The sequence below is a fragment of the Bradyrhizobium algeriense genome, assembly GCF_003062295.1.
GTDB classification, from domain to species: domain Bacteria; phylum Pseudomonadota; class Alphaproteobacteria; order Rhizobiales; family Xanthobacteraceae; genus Bradyrhizobium; species Bradyrhizobium algeriense.
In genome coordinates, this window is record NZ_PYCN01000035.1 from 1 (window position 1) to 22,024 (window position 22,024).

Consider the following 22,024-nt stretch of genomic DNA (forward strand, 5'->3'; position numbering starts at 1 on the left):
CGTGCGCGCTGATATCCATGATGGCCCGGAGCACCACACGCTCCAATCAGAGGCCGGATACATTGATGCAAGACCGCATCTGCCAGGTTGACGAAACCTCTTGCAACGCGCGGCCGGACCATACATTCGGGTCATTTTCGGACCTCGGCACACGCAATCGCGATGTCCGCTCTTCGCCGATGAGCCGAATTCGTCAGCCTCACGCGTCACTTCCAAAAAGTGCCAACGGCGGACATAGCGGGCTCATTCGATCACTTCGTCGGCGTGGGCGAGTAGCAGCCATTTGGAACGCGTGGCCCCGTGTCTATCATGCCCAGATCCACAAGCGTGCGATGGAATCGGCGCTTCTGTTCGGAGGGAGATGCAAAGTAGGTTTCCCGACAATGCTCGAGCAAGCTGGCGCGGGTGGCAAATATCGGATCAAGCGGCAGACCTGCTTGCTGCAGGGCGACGGTCCCAAGAAAAGCAATATCCAGGTCCGCACCCGGTCCGGAAGCAAGGCGATCAGGTACGATGTTTAGCGCCTCCATTGCATAAAATGTGCGGAACGCGCGCCGTGCATCGTTGGGGAGTTTGAGTTGCCGATCGATCCGCTTCGCCACGACGGGCTGATGATCCCCGTAGTGCACGATGAGAACAGGACGTTTGGGAAAATTCGTTGTCAGCTCAAACTTGAGCCTGTTCCAGGTTGAGGCTGTCTCCGCGAGCCTTGCGTAGTATTCGGCATATTGAGCATCGGGAAGGCTTGATGCGGCAAAGGCACGTTCCCTCTCAAACTGTCCGGGTGCTGCCAGCCTTCGGTTGTGGGGGCCGTGATTGAAGTTAGTCAGTGCATATAGAAAGCGGGGCGCCGGGTCGTCAGCAATACCCTTCCTATGGGCCGCGAACGCCGCTTCCAGAAAAATTGCATCGGAATTTGTCGTCTCGAACTGGCGGAGGTCGAACGGTGGAGGGAAATCGTCCGTAAAGATGCGTTCGCTAATGCCAATCGAACGATAAAATTCATCGTAGCTGAGAAAGCTGCGACGACAACTCGACGCGAGCATGGTCCTGTACCCAAGCGCAGCCAGCGCATGGGGAAGACTGTTGTGAAATCGGCCCGCGCCCTGCTTGAAAAGGTAATAGGCATTTGAACCGAAGCTTGCACTTGAAAGACCGGTCAACAAACTAAATTCGGATTGCCACGAACCTCCGCCGAAAATGTCGACGTTAAGGATTCCATGGAGGCCATTCTTTGGGGACAGGAACGCTTCGACAGTCGGCTCAATCGGAAGTCCAAAAATGCGAGGATCGAAAATCGATTCATGCTGGATGACGATAATGTCGGGATACTCGATGGTGCGCGCTGGTACGGCCGCCATTAGCGGCAACGCGTCATTTGCAATATCGCTCAGAGCCAATCCGCCGACTTGCCGCCAGGAATGTGGATCGATTAGCGAAGCCATGAAGGTCGAGTAAAAGCACCGACGCTGGGCCATGATCCGCTGGAAGGAAATGCCGCCGCCGCTCATCCTGAAGGCCGTTACAACGCAAACAAGCGCAACGCTGAATAAGGAAACTCTGACATCCAGGGGAATTGATGGCCCGGTTCCGTGGATCAGAGTAGCTGATACAGCCAGGATGAGCGCGGCAGTTCCAGTCAGAACGGTCAATACGGCGCGCGGGTACTGCGATGCGAAAAAGGGAACTGTGCCTGCAAACATCAGTGGCACGTCGGTTACAATCAGCTTAAGCGCGCTGTAATTATGTTTGATGGTCGATGCGGCGGTGATTGCTGCGGCCAGCACACTGGCCAGCAGTATCGCTCTGTCGAAATCGCCAACGATGAATGAGATTGCGGCCGCGCTAAGGAAGAGCATCGAGATTGCGAATGGCAGGTGCTCGGCGCTGCGTTCTGCCAGCACAATGACACCGATAGCTGCCAGCAATATCAGGGTCAGGATCATGTGAGTAAGGTAGCTGGAGGTGAGCGGAATTCAACAATTGCCACGTCGTTGAGGCAAGTAAAGTTTAAGAAGCGCGAGTCCCGCGCGAGCCGCTGGGATCTCCGCTTTAGCGCGACCAGCGAACGGTCGAAATCCAACCCTTGTCAGGCATCAAGCGATCCGCGTCACCTGCTGGCAGCTTGCGATTTGATCGAGACGCCGAGTCGCATGGCCCGTTTCCGTATGCGTTCCGGTGATCGATCCATCGCCTTTGCTATCTGCTCATGCGTCTTTTTAGATTTGGCTAATTCCAGCAAGCGACGATCGTCCTTGAAGGACCAAGATTTCCGAACCATCGCCAAAAGCTTCCTCAGCAGACCCAAGCAGTGAGTAGGTCGCCGAAAGCTCTTAAAGGTTCATTGAAGAGGGCGTCTCCGGCCAGCAGGCCATGCGGTGTAATGCCCGCATGGCCTTTGTCTTTGGGGGCGGGGCCGCCTCTAGGGCACGAGGCGGCCCCTGATCGCGCAGTACGCAGGCTAAATTTGGGGACTGGCCAATCTGCGCGACTGCAGCCACGCTAGACTTGTTTAGATCGGCCGCAACGAAACTCGCATGTTAAGCTTGATGTTCGTCGCGCAGGTTAATTCTGGAACTCGGACAGCATAGGCGAACAGGTCCGCGCCGCTTTGCGTGAGCTTCACGAACGTGCCGCTCTCGTGCAATTCCAGCCGGCCTCGTGATGTGGCGAGCTCCAGACCGGTACAGTATCTCCGCGGACGGGATGGATTTGTGCGCCGCTTCGATCTGGCGGCGTCCCGCGCCAGTGTGGGAGCTGGCCCACCAAATCAGACATTGGCCCAAGCGCTCCAATATGTTTTGATCATCGGAAGCGAGTTCGGGCGGAGACCTGAATAGCAGGCCGCGCAAAACGGCTGGTGGCGGTGCATCAACCTGCCATAGAACAAGAAAAAACGGGAGGATACGGCAGTGCAAACGCCCGGCCGAACCTTGCTGGCCAAGATCTGGGACCAGCACGTCATCGCTCGCGTCAGCGACGACACCGATCTGCTTCACGTCGACCGTCATCTGCTGCACGATCTGGGCGGCTCGCGTGGCCTGCTCGATCTCAAAAGCCGCAACCTGGCGGTGCACAATCCGGAATTGACGTTCGCAACGCCGGATCATGCGATTTCGACGGCGCGCGGACGGGCCGGCACCAGCAAGGTCGGACAGGAGCTTCTGGCGGGGCTGCGGGCCGAGACGTCGGCAACCGGCATCCGGATGTTCGATGTCGATGAGCCCGGGCAGGGCATCGTCCATGTGATCGGACCCGAGCTTGGCCTCAGCCTTCCCGGCTGCCTGATCGTCTGCGGCGACAGCCATACCTGCACCCATGGCGGGCTGGGTGCGCTGGCGTTCGGCATCGGCTCCAGCGAGTTGACCCATGTGCTCGCGACGCAAGCGCTGATTCAGCGGCGGCCAAAAACCATGCGCGTGCGGTTCGAAGGCCGGCTGCCGGCCGGTGTCACGGCCAAGGATCTCATCCTCGCACTGATCGGCCATATCGGCGCTGCGGCCGGCACCGGCTATGCGGTCGAGTATGCCGGCAGCGCCATTCGCGATCTGCCGATTGAAGGCCGGCTCACCATCTGCAATCTGTCGATCGAACTCGGCGCAAAAATGGGCCTGATCGCGCCGGACGAGAAAACTTTCGAATATCTGCGAGGGCGTACCTATGCGCCGCAGGGGGAGATGTGGGAGCAGGCGGTTGCGGCGTGGCGAAGACTGCCCAGCGATCCCGATGCGGTGTTCGACCGCGAAGTCGTCATCGATGTCGAGAAGATCATTCCGCAGGTGACCTGGGGCATCAGTCCGGAGCACGTCATCGGCGTCGATGGCCGCGTGCCTGATCCGGGCGAGGTCACAGATCCCGCGCGCCGCCAAGCGATCGAAACGGCGCTTGACTATATGGGTCTGGTACCCGGCGCACCGATCGCCGGCACACCGGTCGATTGGGTCTTCATCGGGTCATGCACCAACAGCCGGCTCAGTGATTTGCGGGCTGCGGCCGAGATCGCGCGCGGCCGCAAGGTTGCCTCCAGCGTCCGTGCCTGGGTCGTGCCGGGTTCGGAGACCGTCAAGCGCGATGCGGTCGCCGAAGGACTAGACAAGGTCTTTACCGATGCCGGCTTCGAATGGCGCGAGCCGGGATGTTCGATGTGTCTTGCCGCCAACGGCGAAACCGTCGCCCCCGGTCAGCGTTCGGTCTCGACCTCCAACCGCAATTTTGTCGGCCGCCAGGGCCCGCGGGCGCGTACCCATCTGGCCAGCCCGGCCAGTGCGGCCGCAGCCGCCATCGCCGGCGCCATCGCCGACGTGCGAACGATGGGGCGCTGACATGCCGAAACCGTTCAACACCCTGACGGCGATTGCCGCTCCCATCATGCGCGGCAACATCGATACCGACGTCATCATCCGCATCGAGCGGCTGGTCGGAAACTCCGTTCGCGGTACGCTCGGCAAATGGGCTTTCGGCGCACTTCGCTATCTGCCCGACGGTTCGGAAAACCCCGAATTCATCCTGAACCGTGAGCCTTACCGGCAGGCGGAAATTCTCATTACCGGTCCGAATTTCGGCTGCGGGTCCTCGCGTGAAGGCGCGGTCTGGTCGCTGCAGGAAATGGGCATCCGCGCCGTCATCGGCTCGAGCTTTGGCGACATCTTCTTTGCCAATTGCTTCCAAAACGGCATCCTGCCTGTTGTCGTCGACAAGGCCATCGCCGATGGCCTTGCTGCGGAGGTGCAGCAAACGCAAGGAGCGGGGCGCATCAGCATCGACCTGCAGCAGCAGACGATCACCTCGCCTTCGGGACAGCGACACGATTTTGCGATCGATCCGCGCCGGCGCGCCGGGCTTTTGGAAGGTCTCGATGAAGTCGCGTTGACATTGCAGCGCGATGACGAAATCCGCGCCTTTCAGGCGGCCGACCGGGCGGAGCGGCCCTGGATCCACTTCGCAGGGAAAACGTCAGGAAATGCGGCATGAATGATCGGTCCAATATGATCAAGGTCGCCGTGGTCGGCGGCGAGGGCATCGGCCCCGAAGTGACCGCGCAGTCGCAGCGCGTGCTCAACTGGTTTGCCGCCAGGCGCGGCGTTCCCATGGTGTTGCGCGAAGCGCAATACGGCATCATTCCCTATCTTGCCACCGGCAAGGTGATGCCGCCTGACACCGTCGAGGCGATGGAGGAGGCCGACGCGATCCTGTGGGGCGCGACCGGCGGCCCGGAGACGAAGGAAGTTCCCGCGGCGGCGCGCAAGGCGGGGAGCCTGCTGGGCCTGCGCAGCAAATACGATCTTTACGCCAATCTCAGGCCGATCGTCGCCCATCCGGCGCTGGCGGACTCGGCGCCACTCAAGGCCAGCGTGCTGAGGGATGTCGACTTCGTCATCATCCGCGAACTGACCAGCGGCATTTATTTCGGCGAGCCGCGCGGCATCGAGACGCTCGCCGACGGGCAACGCCGTGGCTTCAAGACCGAGCAATACACCAGCGATCAAGTTCGCCGCGTCGCGCGTTCCGCCTTTGAGTTGGCGCGCACGCGAAGGAACAAGGTCTGTTCGGTCGACAAGGCCAACGTGCTCGAAACCAGCGTGGTGTGGCGCGAGGAAGTCATTGCCTTGCACGCCGCGGAATTTTCCGATGTCGAGCTCACGCATATGTATGTCGACAATGCCGCGATGCAGATCGTGCGGGAGCCGGCGCAATTCGACGTGATGGTCACCGGCAATATCTTCGGCGATATCCTGTCCGATTGCGCGGCGATGGCGTCCGGCTCGCTCGGCATGCTGCCGTCGGCCTCACTGGGCCCGGTCGACAAGTTCGGCCGGCGCAAGGCGCTTTACGAGCCGGTCCATGGCAGCGCACCCGATATCGCGGGCAGGGGCATTGCCAACCCGCTTGGCTCCATCCTCAGCGTCGCGATGATGCTGCGCATGACGATGAACCGGCCCGAGGATGCGGACCTGCTGGAAAAGGCTGTGGCGGGTGCCTTGTCGGGCGGCGCGCGAACCGCCGACATTGCCGAGGCGGGAGCAAAGCGACTTTCAACGCAGGAAATGGGCGACGCGGTGCTGAACGCGCTGGAGAAGGTCGCCGGCAAAGAAAAAGACAGGGAAAAGGAGCGCGCGTGATGGCACATTTCACCAGACGTTCGGCGCTGACGGTCATCGCGGCCGGCGGCGCCTCGATCGCTTCAGGCAAAGTGTGGGCCGAGGACAAGCCCGGCCGCGTGATCTATCCCGTCGCGGTGCCGGTCTATCAGACGCAATTCGTCGCCGACAGATTGGGATACTTCAAAGAGGCCGGCCTCGACTGCAAGCTGATCCAGGGTGGCAGCGGCGTCAAGACGCGCGAGATCATCGCCTCCGCGCAGGGCGACATCGGCATCGGCGATATCACGCATCCGATGCAACTCTCTAATCGCGGCCGCCATGGCCGCGTGCTGATGCCGGTCGACACCCGTTCCTCTTCGGTGATGTTCATCATCCGCAAGGATCTTTGGGACCAGGGCATCACCTCGCTCGAGAAGTTGACGGAATGGAAACGGCCCGACGGGCGCAAGCCGATCGTCTCGGTGTCGTCGCTGGGCGGCACCAACCACGTCTGGTCATCCTATTACATGGAGACGATGGGGCTCGACCAGAAGGTCACCTGGATCGGCACCGGCAATGTCGACACCATGATGGGTTCTCTGAAAACCAAACAGGTCGATGTCCTCGTCAGCTCGCTGTCGCTGCTCAACGATTCGAAGGAACAGGGTTGGGGCACGCTGCTGTTCGATGGCACCGATGAGACGATCTGGAACAAGTATATCGGCGGCAAGGTCCCGGTGACGGCGCATTTCACGCTGCAGGCGACGATCGACAAGGACCCGCCCAAGATGCAGGCCTTTGTCACCGCGATCTGGCGCGCCACGCAATGGATCAGGAGACATTCGCCCGACGAAATTCACGACACGATCGAGCAATATGTCGGCAGCACCTCGCGCGCCGCCAACATTCTCGAGATCACGGCATTGCAAAAGGTCACCGATTACGATGCGTCGATCGATGCTGCGGCTTTCGCCCGCGGCGAGAAGGTCTGGTTCCGGGAAATGACCGGCATCAAGCCGCTGACGCCGGCCGATCTGGTCAGCCCGAGCTTCATCGAGGCAGCCCGAAAGGCGTATCCGGCTTGAACGTCCAGAACCTTTCCGCAGCCCTGCCGGATGGACAATCAAATCTCCAGCGCATTGACGTCAGGGGATTGAGCAAATCGTTTCAGCTCGCAGGCACCGCGATCGAGGCGGTGCGGGATGTTTCCTTCGGTGTCCGCCGCGGCGAGTTCGTTGCGCTGCTGGGGCCGTCCGGCTCCGGCAAGAGCACCGTTCTCAACATGATCGCGACCTTGATAAAGCCGACCAGCGGTCAAATCCTGATTGATGGCGTGCCGGTCGTTGCGGGCAAGGCGACGCCCAATGTCGGTTACATCTTTCAGCGCGATACGCTGTTTCCCTGGCGCACGGTCGCTGACAACATCGGCTACGGCCTGGAGCTCGCTGGCGTTGCGGAAGCGGAGCGCAAGGAACGCATCGCGGCCTGCGTGGCGCAGGCGGGCCTGCAGGGTTTTGAACATGCTTATCCCTCGGCGCTGTCGGGCGGCATGCGCCAGCGCGCGGCGCTGATGCGAACGCTGGTGGTGGAGCCGCAGATCCTGCTGATGGACGAGCCGTTCGGCGCGCTCGATACCCACACCAAGATCGACATGCATGACGTGCTGCTCAGGATCTGGGAGCGCGAGCAGCAAACCGTTCTGTTCGTGACCCACGACCTCGGCGAGGCCCTGACGCTGGCCGACCGCATCATCCTGTTCTCGGCGCGTCCCGGCCGGATCAAGGACATGTTCGAGGTCGACTTTGCGCGGCCGCGCGATGCGGTCAAGGTGCGCGAGACGCCGCGCTATGCCGAGCTGTTCCAGCACATCTGGCACTCGCTCGGCGAGGAGTTCGTCAAGGGACGCAAGCCATGAGGGCACGTCACCCATGAGGAATCGTCGCATCGGCAATACGCTGGCCTGGCAGATCTTTATCTGCGTCGCCGTGCTGTCGATCTGGCAATGGGGATATGACTTCCATGCCAAAGTCCCTTGGCTGGTCCCCGATCTGCTCGATCCCTATTTCGTGTCAAAGCCCTCGCAGATCTTCGAGCACTTCCTGATCCTGAGCTGCCTCAAATCCAAGCTCGGCGCCTTCAACGGCTGGTTCAATGGCGACTTTGCCAAGTGCATGGTCCGCAACGAGAACAACCTCTGGATCGCGACCGCGATCACGCTGAAGAACACCTTCTTCGGTTTCGTCACGGGCGTGTCGAGCGGCTTTGTCGCGGGGCTTATTCTGGGGCGTTCGGACCGGCTCAGCGCGATCTTTCAGCCTTTCATTACGGCGGTGAATTCCATACCCCGGATCGCGCTGGCGCCGATCATCGTGCTGGCATTCGGGATCGGGGACACCTCGAAAATCGTGACCTCGTGGATCGTGGTGGTGTTCCTGGTGTTCTTCAATACCTTCGAGGGCGCGCGCTCGATCGACGAAGGCTTCATCAATGCCGCGCGGCTGCTGGGCGCGAGCGAATGGCAGATCACCCGCACCGTCGTGATCCCCTCGACCATGGCCTGGGTGTTTGCCTCGCTCTCGCCGGCGATCTCCTTTGCGCTGATCGGCGTCATCGTCGGCGAATTCATCGGCGCGGAGCGTGGTATCGGCCGTCTGATCATCGAGTCCGAGGCACGGGCGGAAGCTTCGGGGATGATGGTCGCGGTGATCGTGCTGATGCTGGTGGGCGTGGCGCTTTCGGCTGTGATCTGGCGGTTACAGGCCCATCTGCTGCGCTGGCAGCAACACAATATGGTTGAATAGGCTTGATGGTAGCATAGGCTCGGCTCTACCGAAGCGAGGGAGCGAGCGATGAAAACACGTTGCTGTATCGTCGGCGGCGGCCCGGCTGGCATGATGCTCGGTTACCTGCTCGGGCGTGCCGGCGTCGACGTCGTCGTGCTGGAAAAGCACGCGGATTTCTTCCGCGATTTTCGTGGCGACACTGTGCACCCCTCCACGCTGCAGGTGATGGACGAACTCGGGCTGATCGACGGTTTCCTGAAACTGCCGCATCAGCGCCTGCAGAAGATGGAGGGGATGTTCGGCGGCGAGACGGTGCGGATCGCGGATCTCGGCCGGCTCAACGTCAAATATCCCTTCATCGCCTTCATGCCGCAGTGGGACTTTCTTAACTTTCTGCGCGAGAGCGGCAAACGGTTTGCCTCGCTGAAAGTGATGATGTCGACGGAGGCGATCGATCTCGTCCGTGACGGCGAGCGCGTCACGGGCGTGAGGGCGAAGACGCCGGAGGGCGTCATCGATATCGAGGCCGACCTGACCATTGCCTGCGACGGCCGCCATTCGCTGGTGCGTGAACGCGCGGGCCTCGAGGTCGAGGAAATCGGCGCGCCGATGGATGTGCTGTGGTTTCGCGCCGGCAAGCGGGAAGACGAAAACGAAAACCTGTTTGCGCGGGTCGATCCCGGCAAGATGATGGTGACGTTCGATCGCGGCGACTACTGGCAATGCGCTTATGTCATTCCCAAGGGGCAGTACGACGCGGTGAAGGCGAGGGGGCTGCCCGCGCTGCTCGACGACATCGCGCGGATGGCGCCGATCCTGAAATCGGGGCTATCAGAGGTGAAGAGCTGGGATGAGGTGAAGCTGTTGACGGTTGCGGTCAACCGGCTGCGGCGCTGGACGCGGCCGGGGTTGTTGTGCATCGGCGACGCCGCGCATGCGATGTCGCCGATCGGCGGCGGCGGCGTCAACCTCGCGGTGCAGGACGCGGTCGCGACCGCGAACTTGCTGGCAGCGAAGCTGGCGCATGGATGTCCATCGGAGGACGAGCTCGATGCCGTCCGCCGGCGCCGCGAATTCCCGGTGAAGATGACGCAGCGGATGCAGGTCGTGGTGCAGAACAATATCATCAACGCTGCGCTGAAGCCCGGCAATCAGCCGCTGAAGGCCCCGTTCGTCATGCGGCTGCTCACGGCCGTGCCCTGGCTGCAGGGCATCACGGCGCGGTTTGTCGGCTTGGGCGTGCGGCCCGAGCATGTGCAGTCGCCGGCGGTTGGTTGAGTGCCCGGCACGCAACAAAAAGCCCCGGACGATGCCGGGGCTTTGAGCTGTTGAGGGTTGGCGAAGATCAGTACTTCGCAACAACCGGGGCGGGGGCGCCGAACTTGTAGGCGATGCCCACGCGAACGTCGTTGATCGTGACCCGGTTTCCGACTTCCGCACTGTTCGTGAGGAGGGAAACAAAGCTGGCGCGACCGAGGTCGGTGTAACGATATTCGACACGGCCCAGCCAGTTATCGGCGAAGGCGTATTCGACGCCGGCGCCGGCCGTCCAGCCATCATGCGAGCTGACGCTCGCAGTGACGAACGGAGGCGCACCGATGAACCCATAGGAGGTATCCCAGCTACCCCAAGCGTAGCCGGCCGTGCCGAATACCATCCAGCGGTCGAAGGCAAGGCCGAGCCGGCCACGGATCGAGCCGTAATCATTGACGCTGGTTCGGATGGTATAGGTGGGAACGCCACCCTGCAGGAAGTTGCCGCTCTCGTTCAGGTCCGACGCCTGCCAGTCCGCTTCAACGCCGAGCACGACATTGCTGATCTGATAGTTGAAGCCAACAAATCCGCCGCCGATCACGCCGCTGGGATCAAGGCTGTAGGGCGCCGGAAAAAATCCAGCGGCGTTGGTCAAGGTGCCGGTCGAGCGGCCCCAGCCGTAGCCAACGTCGGCGCCGATGTAGAAGCCGGTCCAGTTGTAAACGGCGGCAACCGGAGCAGGCGCCTTGGTGTACGGCCGAGCGGCCAGATCTGCAGCGGATGCGCTGACAGTGCCGATGGCCAAGGCAGCAGCGGCCAGAACGATCTTCTTCATGATTTTCCTCAATTAAACAAATGACGCGAGCGGTTGATTCCGACCGCGTTGTAATCGGGAACTTCTGGCAATGCTGTCACCTGGACGCCACAGGGGCAGATCTTCGTCACTTCCACACCAAGCCATCGCCGTTAGGCTGCCCCTTTTCGTTTCGGCTCATAGAGGGCAAAACATCGACGATTTCGCGGAGCTCGGGCGGCGCGTAGAGAAGCCTTCAGGTGAAATCGCTTGCGTGAGAACGTTAAAGGGTGGCTAACGAGGCCGCCTATCCCATGACGAAAATACCCGCGACGGGAATCGCGGTGCCGGTGACGAGATCCGAGGTGGGCGAGGCGAGGAATACAGCGATCCCGAAAAAAACATCGATGGCGCCGCGGGGTGCACGCCAGCAAAGCCAGGAATCATTTACCAAGCTGAGTTGCAAAGTCTCAATCAAGACGTGTGAAAGTCGAATTGTCGTCATTGTTGCTGGCACGTTACAGCCGCTTTCAACGCTTCCGGTTAGTCTCGCGGCAGCATTTAAATTTTATCGCTTTGGGGAGATTAAAAGACCAATGAAAAAGATTGCTATCGCAGCTACTGCCCTTGTGATGGGCTCTATGTCTGCTTCGGCCGCCGATCTGGCGGCTCGGCCTTACACCAAGGCACCTGTTGCGGCTCCGATCGCCGTTTACAACTGGGGCGGTTTCTATATCGGCGGCCACGTCGGTGGCGCCTGGACAAACCAGGAGTGGGTCAATACCGCTAACACCACCGGGTTTGGAGATCTCTCGCCCGGCGACGGTTTCCGTCAGCGCGGCTCGGGCGTCTTCGGTGGTGGCCACGTGGGCTACAACTGGCAAGCCAGCAACTTCGTGTTCGGTCTCGAGGGCACCGTCTCGGGCCTCGACAACCATGGCACCGTGCTCAACACCGTCTTCGGCGCCGGGCTTGATGACCAGTTTAGCTGGCGCGCCGACTGGATGGCGACGATCACCGGCCGTGCCGGTATCGCGGTGAATAACAACCTGTTCTACGTCAAGGGCGGCTACGCCGGCGTCAACAACCGCTTGTCGGTAGTTGACGCGGTACCGTTGACGGGTTCGGGATCGCAGACGCAGTGGCACAACGGCTGGACCGTCGGCGCCGGCTGGGAATACGGCTTCACCCCGAACTGGATTTTCGGGCTTGAATACAACTACGCGGCTTTTGAGACCAAGAGCTATCAGCTCGATGGCGTCGCAGCTGGGGTGTACACCTTCGATGCCAAGCCGCGCGACATTCAGTCGGCTGTCGTCCGCTTGAGCTACAAGTTCGGCGCTCCGGTGGTCGCCAGGTACTGAGCAAGTCAGGTACTGAGCAAGTACCAAGCTTTCACGCTTCCCTGCAAACAAAAGCCCCGGCATCGTCCGGGGCTTTTTTCGTACGTCAGGTCTGTGACGTCAGCCCATGATCGAATATCCGCCATCGACCGGGATCGCCGTGCCGGTGAGGAAATCCGAGGCGGGCGAGGCGAGGAAGACCGCGATCCCGGCAAAATCATCGATGCCGCCCCAGCGCGCCGCGGGCGTGCGCCCCAGCACCCGGTCGTGCAGGCCGTCGATTTCCTTGCGGGCGCGCTTGGTCAAATCGGTATCGATCCAGCCCGGCAGCACGGCGTTGGCCTGGATGTTGTCGGCGGCCCACGCGCAGGCGCAGGAACGGGTGAACTGCACGATGCCGCCCTTGCTGGCGGCATAGGCCGGCGTAAAGCTGGCGCCGAAGATCGACATCATCGAGCCGATATTGATGATCTTGCCGCCGCCGGCCGCCTTCATGGCGGGATAGACTGCCTGCGAGCACAGGAAGGCGCTGGTGAGGTTGGTCTGGATCACGCTGTTCCATTCGGCGATATCGAGCGCGTGCGGCGGCTTGCGGATATTGATGCCGGCATTGTTGATGAGGATATCGATTCGGCCGAGCTCGTCGGCGACGCGGCTGGCCATGGCGGCGACCGCTTCCTTGTCGGTGACGTCGGCCGCGACCGCAATCGCCTTGGCGCCGGCTTGCGCAAGCTCCGCGACCGCAGCCGCCGACTTGGCTTCGTTGCGGCCCACCACTGCGATCGCCGCGCCGGCCTGTGCAAGCCCCCTGGCCATGCCGAGCCCGATGCCGCCATTGCCGCCGGTGACGATGGCCACCTTGCTTGAGAGATCGAAGGGTTTTGCTGCCATAGCTGTTGTCCCGTTCTGTAGGATGGGTGGAGCGCAGCGATACCCATCATCAATCACAACGCATAGAGTTGATGGGTATCGCTGCGCTCCACCCATCCTACGAATCTAGCGATTGCCTTGCCAGATCAGGATCAGGCCGACGGCGGCGAGCACGGCGCCATATCCGGCCCATTGCAGTTGATTGATCATGAAGCTCGATGGCGGCCAAGGAATCACGCCGGTGCCTTGGCCGATCCACAACAGGCCGATCGCAAGCGCCAGAAAGCCGATGATCGAAAGCGATCTGGCCATGGATTTCTCCCTGTTGCCGTCTCGGACCTGGGCGCGGCCGCGGCTTTGTTATGCGTCGCTGCGAGGAAACCGTTGCCTGCGGCGGCCGTAGCTTCCGATCGAATACAAAGCCGGCCGGCTTCGCAAGGCCGGAAATCGTTACGCTGCGATCCCAGGGGCCATCATGAACCGCCGGCCGGTCATTCTCGCGCTTGTCTTCGCGTTTTTCCTGGCCGCCATCGGCATCTACGCGGCGTGGCCGCGGCATGCGGATTTGCGCCGCTTCGAGCCGGCTGACATCGCACGGCTGGAGACGGCGATGTGGCGCGACTATTACGAGAAGCGCTATGTCGCGCTGTTCTGCCATCTCTACGAACTGTCGCGGACGCAGTTCGGCTTCTCGCCACTGGACAGTGTTCGGATCGCGCTGGCGGCTGCTCAGGCCGCGAAAGCCTTTCAGCCGACGCGCTCCCGCGAGGCGGCCAACGCCGCGCTGCCGGCGCTCGTGAGCTACTACCGCCTGCTCGCATCCGCCACGCCCGGCGGCTTCGATGCCAGGGAGGCGGCGCGGCTTGAGCTCGATTGGTGGCAGGCGAGGCGCGAAGCTGTAAGCCCATGGCAATACGGCGTGACGGTCGCCCGCGTCGCCGCCATCACCTACGGCAAGCCGGCGGATGACCCGTCGCTCCTGATATCAGGCATCGGCCGCGCCGAGGCGATGGCCTATCGCGACGCGCGTGGGCAGGCGATGACGGATCCGGACTGGTCCGAGATCGAGTGCTGGTTGCGCCGCGCGTACCGGTCGCTGAAGGCGGCGGTGGCGGGCGGCTGATGCGTTCCGAAAGTCCTCGTGTTCCAGACAACAAAAAAGCCCCGGACGATGCCGGGGCTTTTGAGCTGCTGAATTAGCAGAGATCAGTACTTGGCCTGTACTGGCGCGCCGCCCCAGTTGAAGCGGTAGACCAGCGAGGTGCTGATGGTCTGCGTCCACGGCTTGAAGGTAATCGCAGTGCCGGTCGGACCACCGCCGAAGGCAGGCGTGACCGTCCCGGGCAAGGTGACGCGGTCATAGAAAGCAGAGCGATACTCTGTCTTCATGAACCAGCCGGGAGCCGCAATGCCGAAAAAGTCCAGGTTGTTCTCGACGCCGCCGCCAATGAACCATCCATTGCGATCGAAGGAAGGCGTGGTGTAAAATCCAGCGCCACCGGGTGCGAAGAGAGTGGAGTGAGTAGTGCCCGACCACTCTGAACCAGTGTAGCCAGCATTAACGTAAGACAACACATTGGGAGCAACCAGATAGCCCAGTCGCACACCAGCGGCATAGCTCGTCTCGAGCTTCATACGGCCCTCGGTGCCGAACAAAGGATCGGTGAGGGAGCCGCGGATATCTCCGAACTGCGCATCACCGAAAATACCAGCCACCCATCGCCCGCCGAACTGCCAGTCATAGCCGCCGCCGACCGTTCCGAACCAGCCGCTGCCGCCATTCCGCTGGTCGCGGGTGATGGCTACACCGCCGGGAAACGTGTTCACGTTGCTATCAGCGCTCCAGAGCCCGCCGCCGCCACCACCGAAGATGTAGAAGCCGGTCCAGTTGTAAACGGCGGCCGCGGGGGCCGGCGCCTTGGCATAGGGGCGTGCTCCGAGATCAGCCGCCGAGGCCGATCCAGTGAAAGCCGCCAGCGCGGTCAGAGCGAGCAGTACCTTTTTCATATTCAGTCCCTCAGTCCAGAAGCGTCAAATCTGATCGCTCTAACGATGCGCGAGCACCCGATTCCCAAAACCCAGTACGGTGACTATACGCAGTTCAGTCCAAAAAGCTGTTGCGGGGGGAGCACACATTCCTACAAACGAACGATGGAAAAATACCGGAATAACGGGCAGTTTTCGGCGCCAACCGGCCTAAATGGCCGGAAATAGCCCGAAAATCGCCTGTATGCGGCTGATTCAGACGTCCAGCAGGTCGTCGCTGGCGAATTCGGCCTTGTCGGAAATGAAGGCGAACCGGGCCTCGGCCTTGGTTCCCATCAGCCGCTCGACAGAATCGGCGGTGCCTTCGCGGTCGTCGGCCAGCAGCACCACGCGGAGCAGCGTGCGCTTGGCCGGGTCCATGGTGGTTTCCTTGAGCTGCGCCGACATCATCTCGCCAAGCCCCTTGAACCGGCTGACGTCGACCTTGGCATTGGCGTTGAACTCGCTCTTCAGCAGCGCTTCCTTGTGGGCGTCGTCGCGGGCGTAGATCGTCTTGCTGCCGTGGGTCAGCTTGTAGAGCGGCGGCACCGCCAGATAGAGGTGGCCCTCGTCGATCAACCGCGGCGTGAGCCGGTAGAAGAACGTAATCAAGAGCGAGGCGATATGCGCGCCGTCGACGTCGGCGTCGGTCATGATGATGATGCGCGAATAGCGCAAATCCTCTTCGCGATAATGCGCAAGCGTGCCACAGCCGATCGCCTGCATCAGGTCGGAGAGCTGGGCGTTGGCGGTAAGCTTGTCCTTGCCGGCGGATGCAACGTTGAGGATTTTTCCGCGCAAGGGGAGTATCGCTTGGGTCTTACGGTCGCGCGCGTGCTTGGCGGTGCCGCCGGCCGAATCGCCCTCGACGATGAACAGTTCCGAGCCTTCCGCGGCCGTATTGGTGCAGTCCGTAAGCTTGCCCGGCAGGCGCAGCTTCTTCACCGCGGTCTTGCGCGAGATTTCCTTTTCGGCGCGGCGGCGCAGCCGTTCGTCGGCGCGCTCGATGACGAAATCCAAGAGCTTGTTGGCCTGCAGCGGATTGCCCGACAGCCAGTGGTCGAACGGATCCTTGATCGCCTGTTCGACGATCTTCTGGGCTTCCGCGGTGGCAAGCCGATCCTTGGTCTGGCCCTGGAATTCCGGCTCGCGCACGAACACCGAGAGCATGACGGCAGCTCCCACCATGACGTCTTCCGAGGTGATGGGGGCGGCGCGCTTGCCCTGGCCGATGCGCTCGGCGTGATCCTTCAGGCCGCGCAGCATCGCGCTGCGCATGCCGGATTCATGGGTGCCGCCGTCGGGTGTCGGCACCGTGTTGCAATAGGAGGAGAGGAAGCCGTCGGCGTCTGCCGTCCAGGCGACCGCCCATTCGCAGGCGCCATGCGCGCCGTTGCGTCCCGATTTGCCGGAGAAGATATCCGGATGCACCAGCGTGTCGGCGTGAATGGCGGCGGCGAGATAGTCCTTCAGGCCGCCCGGGAAATGGAAACTATCTTCGGCCGGCACATCCTCGATGCCCTTCAACAGCGCCGGATCGCAGCGCCAGCGGATCTCGACGCCGCCGAACAGGTAGGCTTTCGAGCGCGTCATCTTGAACAGGCGCTGCGGCTTGAAGGTGGCCTTGGCGCCGAAGATGTCGGTGTCGGGCTTGAAGCGGATGCGGGTGCCGCGGCGGTTGTTGATCTTGCCGAGGTCTTCGAGTTTGCCCTTGGGATGGCCGCGCTCGAAACTCATCCGATAGAGCTTTTGGCTGCGCGCGACTTCAACCTCGAGACGCGAGGACAGCGCGTTGACCACGGAGACGCCGACGCCGTGCAAACCGCCCGAGGTCTCGTAGACCTTGGAGTCGAACTTGCCGCCGGAATGCAGCGTGCACATGATGACTTCGAGCGCGGACTTCTTCGGAAATTTCGGATGCGGATCGACCGGGATGCCGCGGCCGTTATCGGTGACGGTCAGAAATCCGTCGGCGCTCAATTCCACCTCGATGAACGAGGCATGCCCGGCCAGGGCTTCGTCCATGGCGTTGTCGATGACTTCGGCGAACAAATGATGCAGCGCCTTTTCGTCGGTGCCGCCGATATACATGCCGGGGCGCCGGCGTACCGGCTCCAATCCTTCCAGCACCTCGATGTCGGCGGCGGTATAGCCAGCCTCGGCGCTGGTCGCCCGCGAGGTGGCCTTGGGCGCAGCGCGGCCCTTCGGTTCCGTTCCAAAGAGATCGTTGGCGGATTTGGGTTTTGTAGCTGATTTCAATGGCTTGGACATGGCTCTTCGTGTGTTGCGCGCGGAGCGCGGCAGCGAATCGGTTGCTGTGACTATGCCACGGATGGGCTCAAAAAGTGACGGCTCAGGCCGGGCAGCAGGGTCCGTCCTGCGGAAGCGCAGCCAATAAGCGGACCGCGTCCGATTAACAATAACCAGCCGACCGGCGTGACCCGGACTTGCGTTCATCCTTGGGTTGCGTGATGGTCGCGGCGGCAGGGGGAATAAGTCCAATGATTAGATTGCTGTTGGCCGCCGCACTCGCGGCGCCATGTGTTGGTTGCGCGTCGGTAACGCGTGGAACGACCGAGAACATTTCCATTTCGAGCACGCCGTCAGGCGCCACCGCCGAGGTATCCGGGCTGGATGTTCCGACCGCCTGCGTCACGCCATGCGTGGTCGTGGCCAAGCGCAGCGCCGACATCACGGTGACCGTCAACAAGGAGGGATATGAGCCGCAGATCATCCCGCTCACCAAGGAAGTTCCGGGCACGGGCGCGGCGGGCTTCGCCGGCAACCTTTTGCTCGGCGGCCTGGTCGGGATGGGCGTCGACGCCGCCACCGGCGCCGCAATGGATCACAAGCCGAATCCGGTCATCGTGACCCTGCAACCGGTCGCGCCGCAGGCCCGCCGGCCACGGCCGCCAAGACGGGCGCCGTCGCCCCAGAGCTAGAGCTGAGGGGTTTCGAGGTGCCCGGGGCAGGCCGCCTGTAATCACATCCCGTGCCCGCCTTTGTGACTTGATGTCGCGGAAGGGGCTAGCTTACCTGTTCTTCCCGGCGGAACCGGTAGAAGGGTTCAAGGACAGGAATCGGGGGCGGAAAGGGCTCGGAATGGATGATTATGTGCGTGCTCTGGCTGATTTCGTGCGCGACAATCAGGCCTGGGCCGTCCCAATCGTCCTGTTGCTGGCGTTCGGCGAATCGCTCGCCTTCATCTCGCTGCTGGTGCCGGCGTGGGGCGCGCTGGTCGCAATCGGCGCTCTGATTGGCGTCAGCGGCATCAGCTTCTGGCCGGTCTGGCTGGCCGGCGGCATAGGTGCTGCGCTCGGCGACTGGGTCTCTTACTGGATCGGCTTCAAGTACAAGGAACACGTCGCAGAGATGTGGCCGCTGTCACGCTATCCGGGAATCCTGCTGCGCGGCGAGGACTTCGTGAAAAAATGGGGCGTACCGTCGATCTTCATCGGCCGGTTCTTCGGGCCGTTGCGCGCCTCGGTGCCGCTCGCCGCCGGCATTTTCGAGATGTCCTACTGGCCGTTCCAGATCGCCAATTTCGTCTCGGCGCTGATCTGGTCGGCCGTCCTGCTGCTGGTCGGTGACGTGATGGGGAAGCTCGCCGAATGGCTGTGGCGGGTGGCGTAGGACAGGCAGGAATAAGCTGATGACGGGGGTGTTAGCCCCAACATACGTAACCGGAGCATCTTCGCATTGCCGTTGTCTGGCCGTCGTCGTGCTATCGCAGAAACGCTGGTAGATTCGGCAGCAACCGAACCAAGGCACGCATCAAACTGCATCTATCGTCTCACTGGGAGCACATCACTATGGAATTGACACGTCGTCACGCACTCGCCGGAGCCGCCGCGCTCGCCGCAACGCCGCTCTTGCCGCAAACACCCGCCAAGGCCGCCGCGCCGGCGGCGGACAAGCAGGCGCCGAGTTTCTATCGCTACAAGGTGGGCGATGCCCAGGTGACGGCGATCTCCGACGGGGTCAACAATTTCGCGCTGCCGGATACGTTCGTGCTCAACGCGAAGAAGGACGAAGTCAACGCGGCGCTCGAAAAAAACTTCATGCCGAAGGACAAGATGTCGATCCAGTTCGCGCCGCTCGTCATCAACACCGGCGGCAAGCTGGTGGTGGTCGACACCGGCAACGGCGCGGCCGCCTTTGCGTCGAGCAAGGGCAATGTCGGACAGTTCGGGGCCAACATGGTCGCCGCGGGTTTCGACCCCAAGGCGGTCGACATGGTGGTGATCTCGCACTTCCACGGCGACCACATCAACGGCCTCCTGACCGCCGAGAACACGCCGGCGTTCCCCAATGCCGAGGTGCTGGTGCCGGCGGCGGAATGGAAATACTTCATGGATGACGGCGAGATGAGTCGTGCGCCCGAGGGGCGGATGCAGAACAACTTCAAGAACGCCCGCCGCGTGTTCGAAGCGGGGCTGAACAAGAAGGTCACGCCCTATGAGTGGGGCAAGGAAGTCGCCCCCGGACTGACGGCAGTGGAGACCATCGGCCATACGCCGGGCCACACCTCCTATGTTCTTTCATCGGGCTCCGACAAGGTGTTCATCCAGTCCGACGTCACCAACCTGCCGGCGCTGTTCGTCACCAATCCGGGCTGGCACCTGATGTTCGACCAGGATCCGGCGCTGGCGGAGAAGACCCGCCGCCGGGTTTACGACATGCTGGTCGCCGACAAGATGCGGGTCCAGGGCTTCCATTATCCGTTCCCGGCCAACGGCTTCGTCGAGAAGGACGGCAACGGTTACCGGCTGATCCCGGCGCCGTGGAATCCGGTGATCTGACGCGCGAGCAGTGTCATTCCGGGGCGATGCGCAGCATCGAACCCGGAATCTCTGGAGAGCTTGTGGCGCGAGATTCCGGGTTCGCCCGCTTCGCGTGCGCCCCGGAATGACCGGTATACCTTGACGCCGCGCGGGCGCCGCCTTATAGCCGCGCCCATGACTATCGTCGCGACCATGACCATCGCTCGCCGCCGCCGCATTATCGCGGTATGGGCGGACGTCTGCGTTTGAGACTGTCGCCCCTGCCGCCGGATCGGGTCCCGCGGCTTCTTCCTTTTCCAGAAAACGCGGTCTGAACTGGCGGCTCCTACGTCAAGCAGGAGTTTGAGATGTATACGCCTCCACCGTTCAAGTCCGACCGCGCCGCGAGCCTCGCGTTCGCGGAAGCGCGCGGCTTTGGCCTGGCTTGTGCGTGGGACGGCAACAAGCCGGTCGCCTCGTCGCTGCCGTTTTATCTGACCTCGGCCAATGACGGTACGCCGCGCGCGTTGTTTCACGTCGCGCGTCATAATCCGCTGGTAAAGCTGGCGGACGGGAAGGCGTCGTGGCTGATGGCCGTGACGGGCGCGGACGCCTATGTGTCGCCGGACTGGTACGTCTCGCCGGACCAGGTGCCGACGTGGCTCTATCAGGCGGTGCACCTGACCGGCCCGGTGCGTGTCTTGTCCGACGACGAACTCGCCGTGCAGATCGACACGCTGAGCGCCAAGTTCGAACAGCGGCTGCTGCCGAAAAAGCCGTGGCTGTCGTCGAAGATGACCGCCGGGAGGCTGGAAGCGATGAAGAAGGCGATCGTGGGCATGGAGATGACGGTTGAAGAAGTGGAGGGCAGCTTCAAGCTGAACCAGCACAAGTCAGACGCAGATTATACGGCGCTCGCCCACGCGCTGGCCTCGCAACCCGACGCCGATGCGGGCGCGATTGCAGGCCTGATGCGCGAAGCGCGGCCGCTGGCTTTCGCTGCGGACGCGGTACAAGACAAGCAAACGATGACGCCTGAAAGGAGCGTGTGATGAGCGCGAAGAAGAAGATCGGCATTCTCGGTGCATCCGGCTACACCGGAGCCGACGCGGTGCGCCTGCTGGCGCGGCATCCGAATGCCGAGATCACGGCTCTGACAGCCAATACCCACGCCGGCAAGGCCATGGGCGAAGTGTTTCCGCACTTCTTCATGCTGGATCTGCCGAAGCTGGTCGAATGGGAGAAAGTCGACTGGACCAGCCTCGATGCGGTGTTCTGCGGGCTGCCGCACGGCACCACGCAGGAGATCATCGCCGCCGTCCTTAAGGCCAACCCGAAGATCAAGGTTCTCGACATGTCGGCCGACTTCCGGCTGCGCAACAAGGACACCTATGCGCAATGGTACGGCCACGAGCACCGGGCGCTCGAACTGCAGGGCGAAGCCGTGTACGGCCTCACCGAGTTTTACCGGGAGAAGATCATTTCCGCACGGCTGGTCGCTTGTCCCGGCTGCTATCCGACGGCTGCGCTGCTCGCGCTGGTGCCGCTGGCAAAGGCAAAACTGATCGACGTCGACGATATCGTCATCGACGCAAAATCGGGTGTTACCGGCGCCGGGCGCGGATTGAAGCAGAACACGTTGTTCAGCGAGGCGGGCGAGGGGCTGTCGCCCTATTCGGTCGGCACCCATCGGCACGCGCCCGAGATCGAGCAGGAGATCGGCGTCGCCGCGGGCTCGGCGGTGACGGTCAACTTCACGCCGCATCTTATCCCGATGGCGCGTGGCGAACTCTGCACGTCCTACGTCAAGCTCAATGGCGCGACGCCGGACGATCTGCGGACCGCGCTGGAGAAGGCTTACGCCAACGAACCTTTCGTGCATGTCGCGAAGAAGGGCGTGCTGCCGCAGACCCAGAACGTGCGCGGCTCCAACTATGTGCAGATCGGCGTCGTCGCCGACCGCATCAAGAACCGGGCGATCGTGATTTCCACGCTCGACAATCTGGTGAAGGGTTCGGCCGGACAGGCGATCCAGAACATGAACCTGATGTTCGGGCTCCCGGAGACAGCGGGGCTGGAGCAGATCGCGCTGTTCCCGTGACGCGAGGTGCCG

The 22,024-nt window shown here is 62.2% G+C and carries 20 protein-coding genes; 14 read left to right on the forward strand and 6 right to left on the reverse strand.

Features of this window, described 5'->3' with window-relative positions; all coding sequences use genetic code 11:
• Positions 1-251: 251 nt before the first annotated feature.
• Complete coding sequence (locus tag C7G61_RS36065) at positions 252-1,946, reverse strand: sulfatase-like hydrolase/transferase (RefSeq protein ID WP_108522460.1); 1,695 nt, start codon at positions 1,944-1,946, stop codon at positions 252-254.
• Between the two features lie 966 nt (positions 1,947-2,912).
• On the opposite strand from C7G61_RS36065, the gene leuC reads away from it, so the two are divergent.
• Genes leuC through C7G61_RS36100 form a run of 7 tightly spaced genes read left to right on the forward strand, consistent with a single transcriptional unit; the run spans position 2,913 to position 10,141 of the window.
• Entirely contained in the window at positions 2,913-4,322 is a 1,410-nt protein-coding gene (leuC, locus tag C7G61_RS36070) for a 3-isopropylmalate dehydratase large subunit (protein ID WP_108522461.1), read from the forward strand.
• A 1-nt stretch (position 4,323) separates the two neighbouring features.
• Entirely contained in the window at positions 4,324-4,971 is a 648-nt protein-coding gene (leuD, locus tag C7G61_RS36075; RefSeq protein WP_108522462.1) for a 3-isopropylmalate dehydratase small subunit, read from the forward strand.
• Positions 4,968-6,119, forward strand: coding sequence for a 3-isopropylmalate dehydrogenase (leuB, locus tag C7G61_RS36080; protein WP_108522463.1), 1,152 nt, complete (start codon positions 4,968-4,970; stop codon positions 6,117-6,119). The genes leuD and leuB overlap by 4 nt, the downstream gene beginning before the upstream one ends.
• Positions 6,119-7,165: an ABC transporter substrate-binding protein gene (locus C7G61_RS36085; protein ID WP_108522464.1), complete on the forward strand. Its 1,047-nt coding sequence runs from the start codon at positions 6,119-6,121 to the stop codon at positions 7,163-7,165. Before leuB ends, C7G61_RS36085 begins: the two co-directional genes overlap by 1 nt.
• Positions 7,162-7,995, forward strand: coding sequence for an ABC transporter ATP-binding protein (locus C7G61_RS36090; protein ID WP_190242129.1), 834 nt, complete (start codon positions 7,162-7,164; stop codon positions 7,993-7,995). Before C7G61_RS36085 ends, C7G61_RS36090 begins: the two co-directional genes overlap by 4 nt.
• A gap of 13 nt (positions 7,996-8,008) precedes the next feature.
• On the forward strand, positions 8,009-8,881 hold the full coding sequence (locus tag C7G61_RS36095; RefSeq protein WP_108522465.1) for an ABC transporter permease: 873 nt from the start codon (positions 8,009-8,011) through the stop codon (positions 8,879-8,881).
• Positions 8,882-8,929: 48 nt separating this feature from the next.
• Positions 8,930-10,141 carry an FAD-dependent oxidoreductase gene (locus C7G61_RS36100; protein WP_108522466.1) on the forward strand — a complete coding sequence of 404 codons (1,212 nt, stop codon included), beginning with the start codon at positions 8,930-8,932 and terminating at the stop codon, positions 10,139-10,141.
• 67 nt (positions 10,142-10,208) lie between these two features.
• Here the strand turns inward: C7G61_RS36100 and C7G61_RS36105 are convergent, their stop codons facing one another.
• On the reverse strand, positions 10,209-10,952 hold the full coding sequence (locus C7G61_RS36105) for an outer membrane protein (protein WP_108522467.1): 744 nt from the start codon (positions 10,950-10,952) through the stop codon (positions 10,209-10,211).
• 272 nt (positions 10,953-11,224) lie between these two features.
• Here C7G61_RS36105 and C7G61_RS36115 point away from each other — a divergent pair, with 272 nt between their 5' ends.
• On the forward strand, positions 11,225-12,274 hold the full coding sequence (locus C7G61_RS36115; protein WP_420836823.1) for an outer membrane protein: 1,050 nt from the start codon (positions 11,225-11,227) through the stop codon (positions 12,272-12,274).
• A 99-nt stretch (positions 12,275-12,373) separates the two neighbouring features.
• Here C7G61_RS36115 and C7G61_RS36120 read toward each other — a convergent pair whose 3' ends face one another.
• Together C7G61_RS36120 and C7G61_RS36125 are read right to left on the reverse strand one after the other, a co-directional pair.
• Positions 12,374-13,144 carry an SDR family NAD(P)-dependent oxidoreductase gene (locus C7G61_RS36120; protein ID WP_108522469.1) on the reverse strand — a complete coding sequence of 257 codons (771 nt, stop codon included), beginning with the start codon at positions 13,142-13,144 and terminating at the stop codon, positions 12,374-12,376.
• 105 nt (positions 13,145-13,249) lie between these two features.
• Positions 13,250-13,435 (reverse strand): hypothetical protein, encoded by a 186-nt coding sequence (locus C7G61_RS36125; RefSeq protein WP_108522470.1) that lies wholly within the window; start codon positions 13,433-13,435, stop codon positions 13,250-13,252.
• A 163-nt stretch (positions 13,436-13,598) separates the two neighbouring features.
• Between C7G61_RS36125 and C7G61_RS36130 the strand changes: the two genes are divergently transcribed.
• Positions 13,599-14,246, forward strand: coding sequence for a hypothetical protein (locus tag C7G61_RS36130; RefSeq protein ID WP_108522471.1), 648 nt, complete (start codon positions 13,599-13,601; stop codon positions 14,244-14,246).
• An 83-nt stretch (positions 14,247-14,329) separates the two neighbouring features.
• Here C7G61_RS36130 and C7G61_RS36135 read toward each other — a convergent pair whose 3' ends face one another.
• Positions 14,330-15,130: an outer membrane protein gene (locus C7G61_RS36135; RefSeq protein WP_108522472.1), complete on the reverse strand. Its 801-nt coding sequence runs from the start codon at positions 15,128-15,130 to the stop codon at positions 14,330-14,332.
• Positions 15,131-15,364: 234 nt separating this feature from the next.
• The gene (gene parE / locus C7G61_RS36140; protein ID WP_108522473.1) at positions 15,365-17,419 is read right to left on the reverse strand and encodes a DNA topoisomerase IV subunit B; all 2,055 of its coding nucleotides are present in this window, start codon (positions 17,417-17,419) and stop codon (positions 15,365-15,367) included.
• A gap of 230 nt (positions 17,420-17,649) precedes the next feature.
• On the opposite strand from parE, the gene C7G61_RS36145 reads away from it, so the two are divergent.
• From C7G61_RS36145 to argC, 5 genes are all read left to right on the forward strand, one after another.
• The gene (locus C7G61_RS36145; RefSeq protein ID WP_190242130.1) at positions 17,650-18,090 is read left to right on the forward strand and encodes a PEGA domain-containing protein; all 441 of its coding nucleotides are present in this window, start codon (positions 17,650-17,652) and stop codon (positions 18,088-18,090) included.
• Between the two features lie 160 nt (positions 18,091-18,250).
• Positions 18,251-18,781: a DedA family protein gene (locus C7G61_RS36150; RefSeq protein WP_108522474.1), complete on the forward strand. Its 531-nt coding sequence runs from the start codon at positions 18,251-18,253 to the stop codon at positions 18,779-18,781.
• A 179-nt stretch (positions 18,782-18,960) separates the two neighbouring features.
• Entirely contained in the window at positions 18,961-19,950 is a 990-nt protein-coding gene (locus tag C7G61_RS36155) for an MBL fold metallo-hydrolase (protein ID WP_108522475.1), read from the forward strand.
• A gap of 329 nt (positions 19,951-20,279) precedes the next feature.
• A complete protein-coding gene (locus C7G61_RS36160) occupies positions 20,280-20,963 on the forward strand; it encodes an FMN-binding negative transcriptional regulator (protein WP_108522476.1) in 684 nt (227 codons plus the stop codon).
• On the forward strand, positions 20,963-22,012 hold the full coding sequence (gene argC / locus C7G61_RS36165; RefSeq protein WP_108522477.1) for an N-acetyl-gamma-glutamyl-phosphate reductase: 1,050 nt from the start codon (positions 20,963-20,965) through the stop codon (positions 22,010-22,012). The genes C7G61_RS36160 and argC overlap by 1 nt, the downstream gene beginning before the upstream one ends.
• Positions 22,013-22,024 lie beyond the last annotated feature (12 nt).

Coding starts and splice junctions, on each gene's coding strand:
- argC (WP_108522477.1), top strand. CDS start 20,963: ATGAGCGCGAAGAAGAAGATCGGCATTCTCGGTGCATCCGGCTACACC.
- C7G61_RS36160 (WP_108522476.1), top strand. CDS start 20,280: ATGTATACGCCTCCACCGTTCAAGTCCGACCGCGCCGCGAGCCTCGCG.
- C7G61_RS36100 (WP_108522466.1), top strand. CDS start 8,930: ATGAAAACACGTTGCTGTATCGTCGGCGGCGGCCCGGCTGGCATGATG.
- C7G61_RS36130 (WP_108522471.1), top strand. CDS start 13,599: ATGAACCGCCGGCCGGTCATTCTCGCGCTTGTCTTCGCGTTTTTCCTG.
- C7G61_RS36120 (WP_108522469.1), bottom strand. CDS start 13,144: ATGGCAGCAAAACCCTTCGATCTCTCAAGCAAGGTGGCCATCGTCACC.
- C7G61_RS36115 (WP_420836823.1), top strand. CDS start 11,225: ATGACGAAAATACCCGCGACGGGAATCGCGGTGCCGGTGACGAGATCC.
- C7G61_RS36135 (WP_108522472.1), bottom strand. CDS start 15,130: ATGAAAAAGGTACTGCTCGCTCTGACCGCGCTGGCGGCTTTCACTGGA.
- C7G61_RS36125 (WP_108522470.1), bottom strand. CDS start 13,435: ATGGCCAGATCGCTTTCGATCATCGGCTTTCTGGCGCTTGCGATCGGC.
- C7G61_RS36095 (WP_108522465.1), top strand. CDS start 8,009: ATGAGGAATCGTCGCATCGGCAATACGCTGGCCTGGCAGATCTTTATC.
- C7G61_RS36150 (WP_108522474.1), top strand. CDS start 18,251: ATGGATGATTATGTGCGTGCTCTGGCTGATTTCGTGCGCGACAATCAG.
- C7G61_RS36145 (WP_190242130.1), top strand. CDS start 17,650: ATGATTAGATTGCTGTTGGCCGCCGCACTCGCGGCGCCATGTGTTGGT.
- leuD (WP_108522462.1), top strand. CDS start 4,324: ATGCCGAAACCGTTCAACACCCTGACGGCGATTGCCGCTCCCATCATG.
- C7G61_RS36105 (WP_108522467.1), bottom strand. CDS start 10,952: ATGAAGAAGATCGTTCTGGCCGCTGCTGCCTTGGCCATCGGCACTGTC.
- leuB (WP_108522463.1), top strand. CDS start 4,968: ATGAATGATCGGTCCAATATGATCAAGGTCGCCGTGGTCGGCGGCGAG.
- C7G61_RS36065 (WP_108522460.1), bottom strand. CDS start 1,946: ATGATCCTGACCCTGATATTGCTGGCAGCTATCGGTGTCATTGTGCTG.
- C7G61_RS36085 (WP_108522464.1), top strand. CDS start 6,119: ATGGCACATTTCACCAGACGTTCGGCGCTGACGGTCATCGCGGCCGGC.
- parE (WP_108522473.1), bottom strand. CDS start 17,419: ATGTCCAAGCCATTGAAATCAGCTACAAAACCCAAATCCGCCAACGAT.
- C7G61_RS36155 (WP_108522475.1), top strand. CDS start 18,961: ATGGAATTGACACGTCGTCACGCACTCGCCGGAGCCGCCGCGCTCGCC.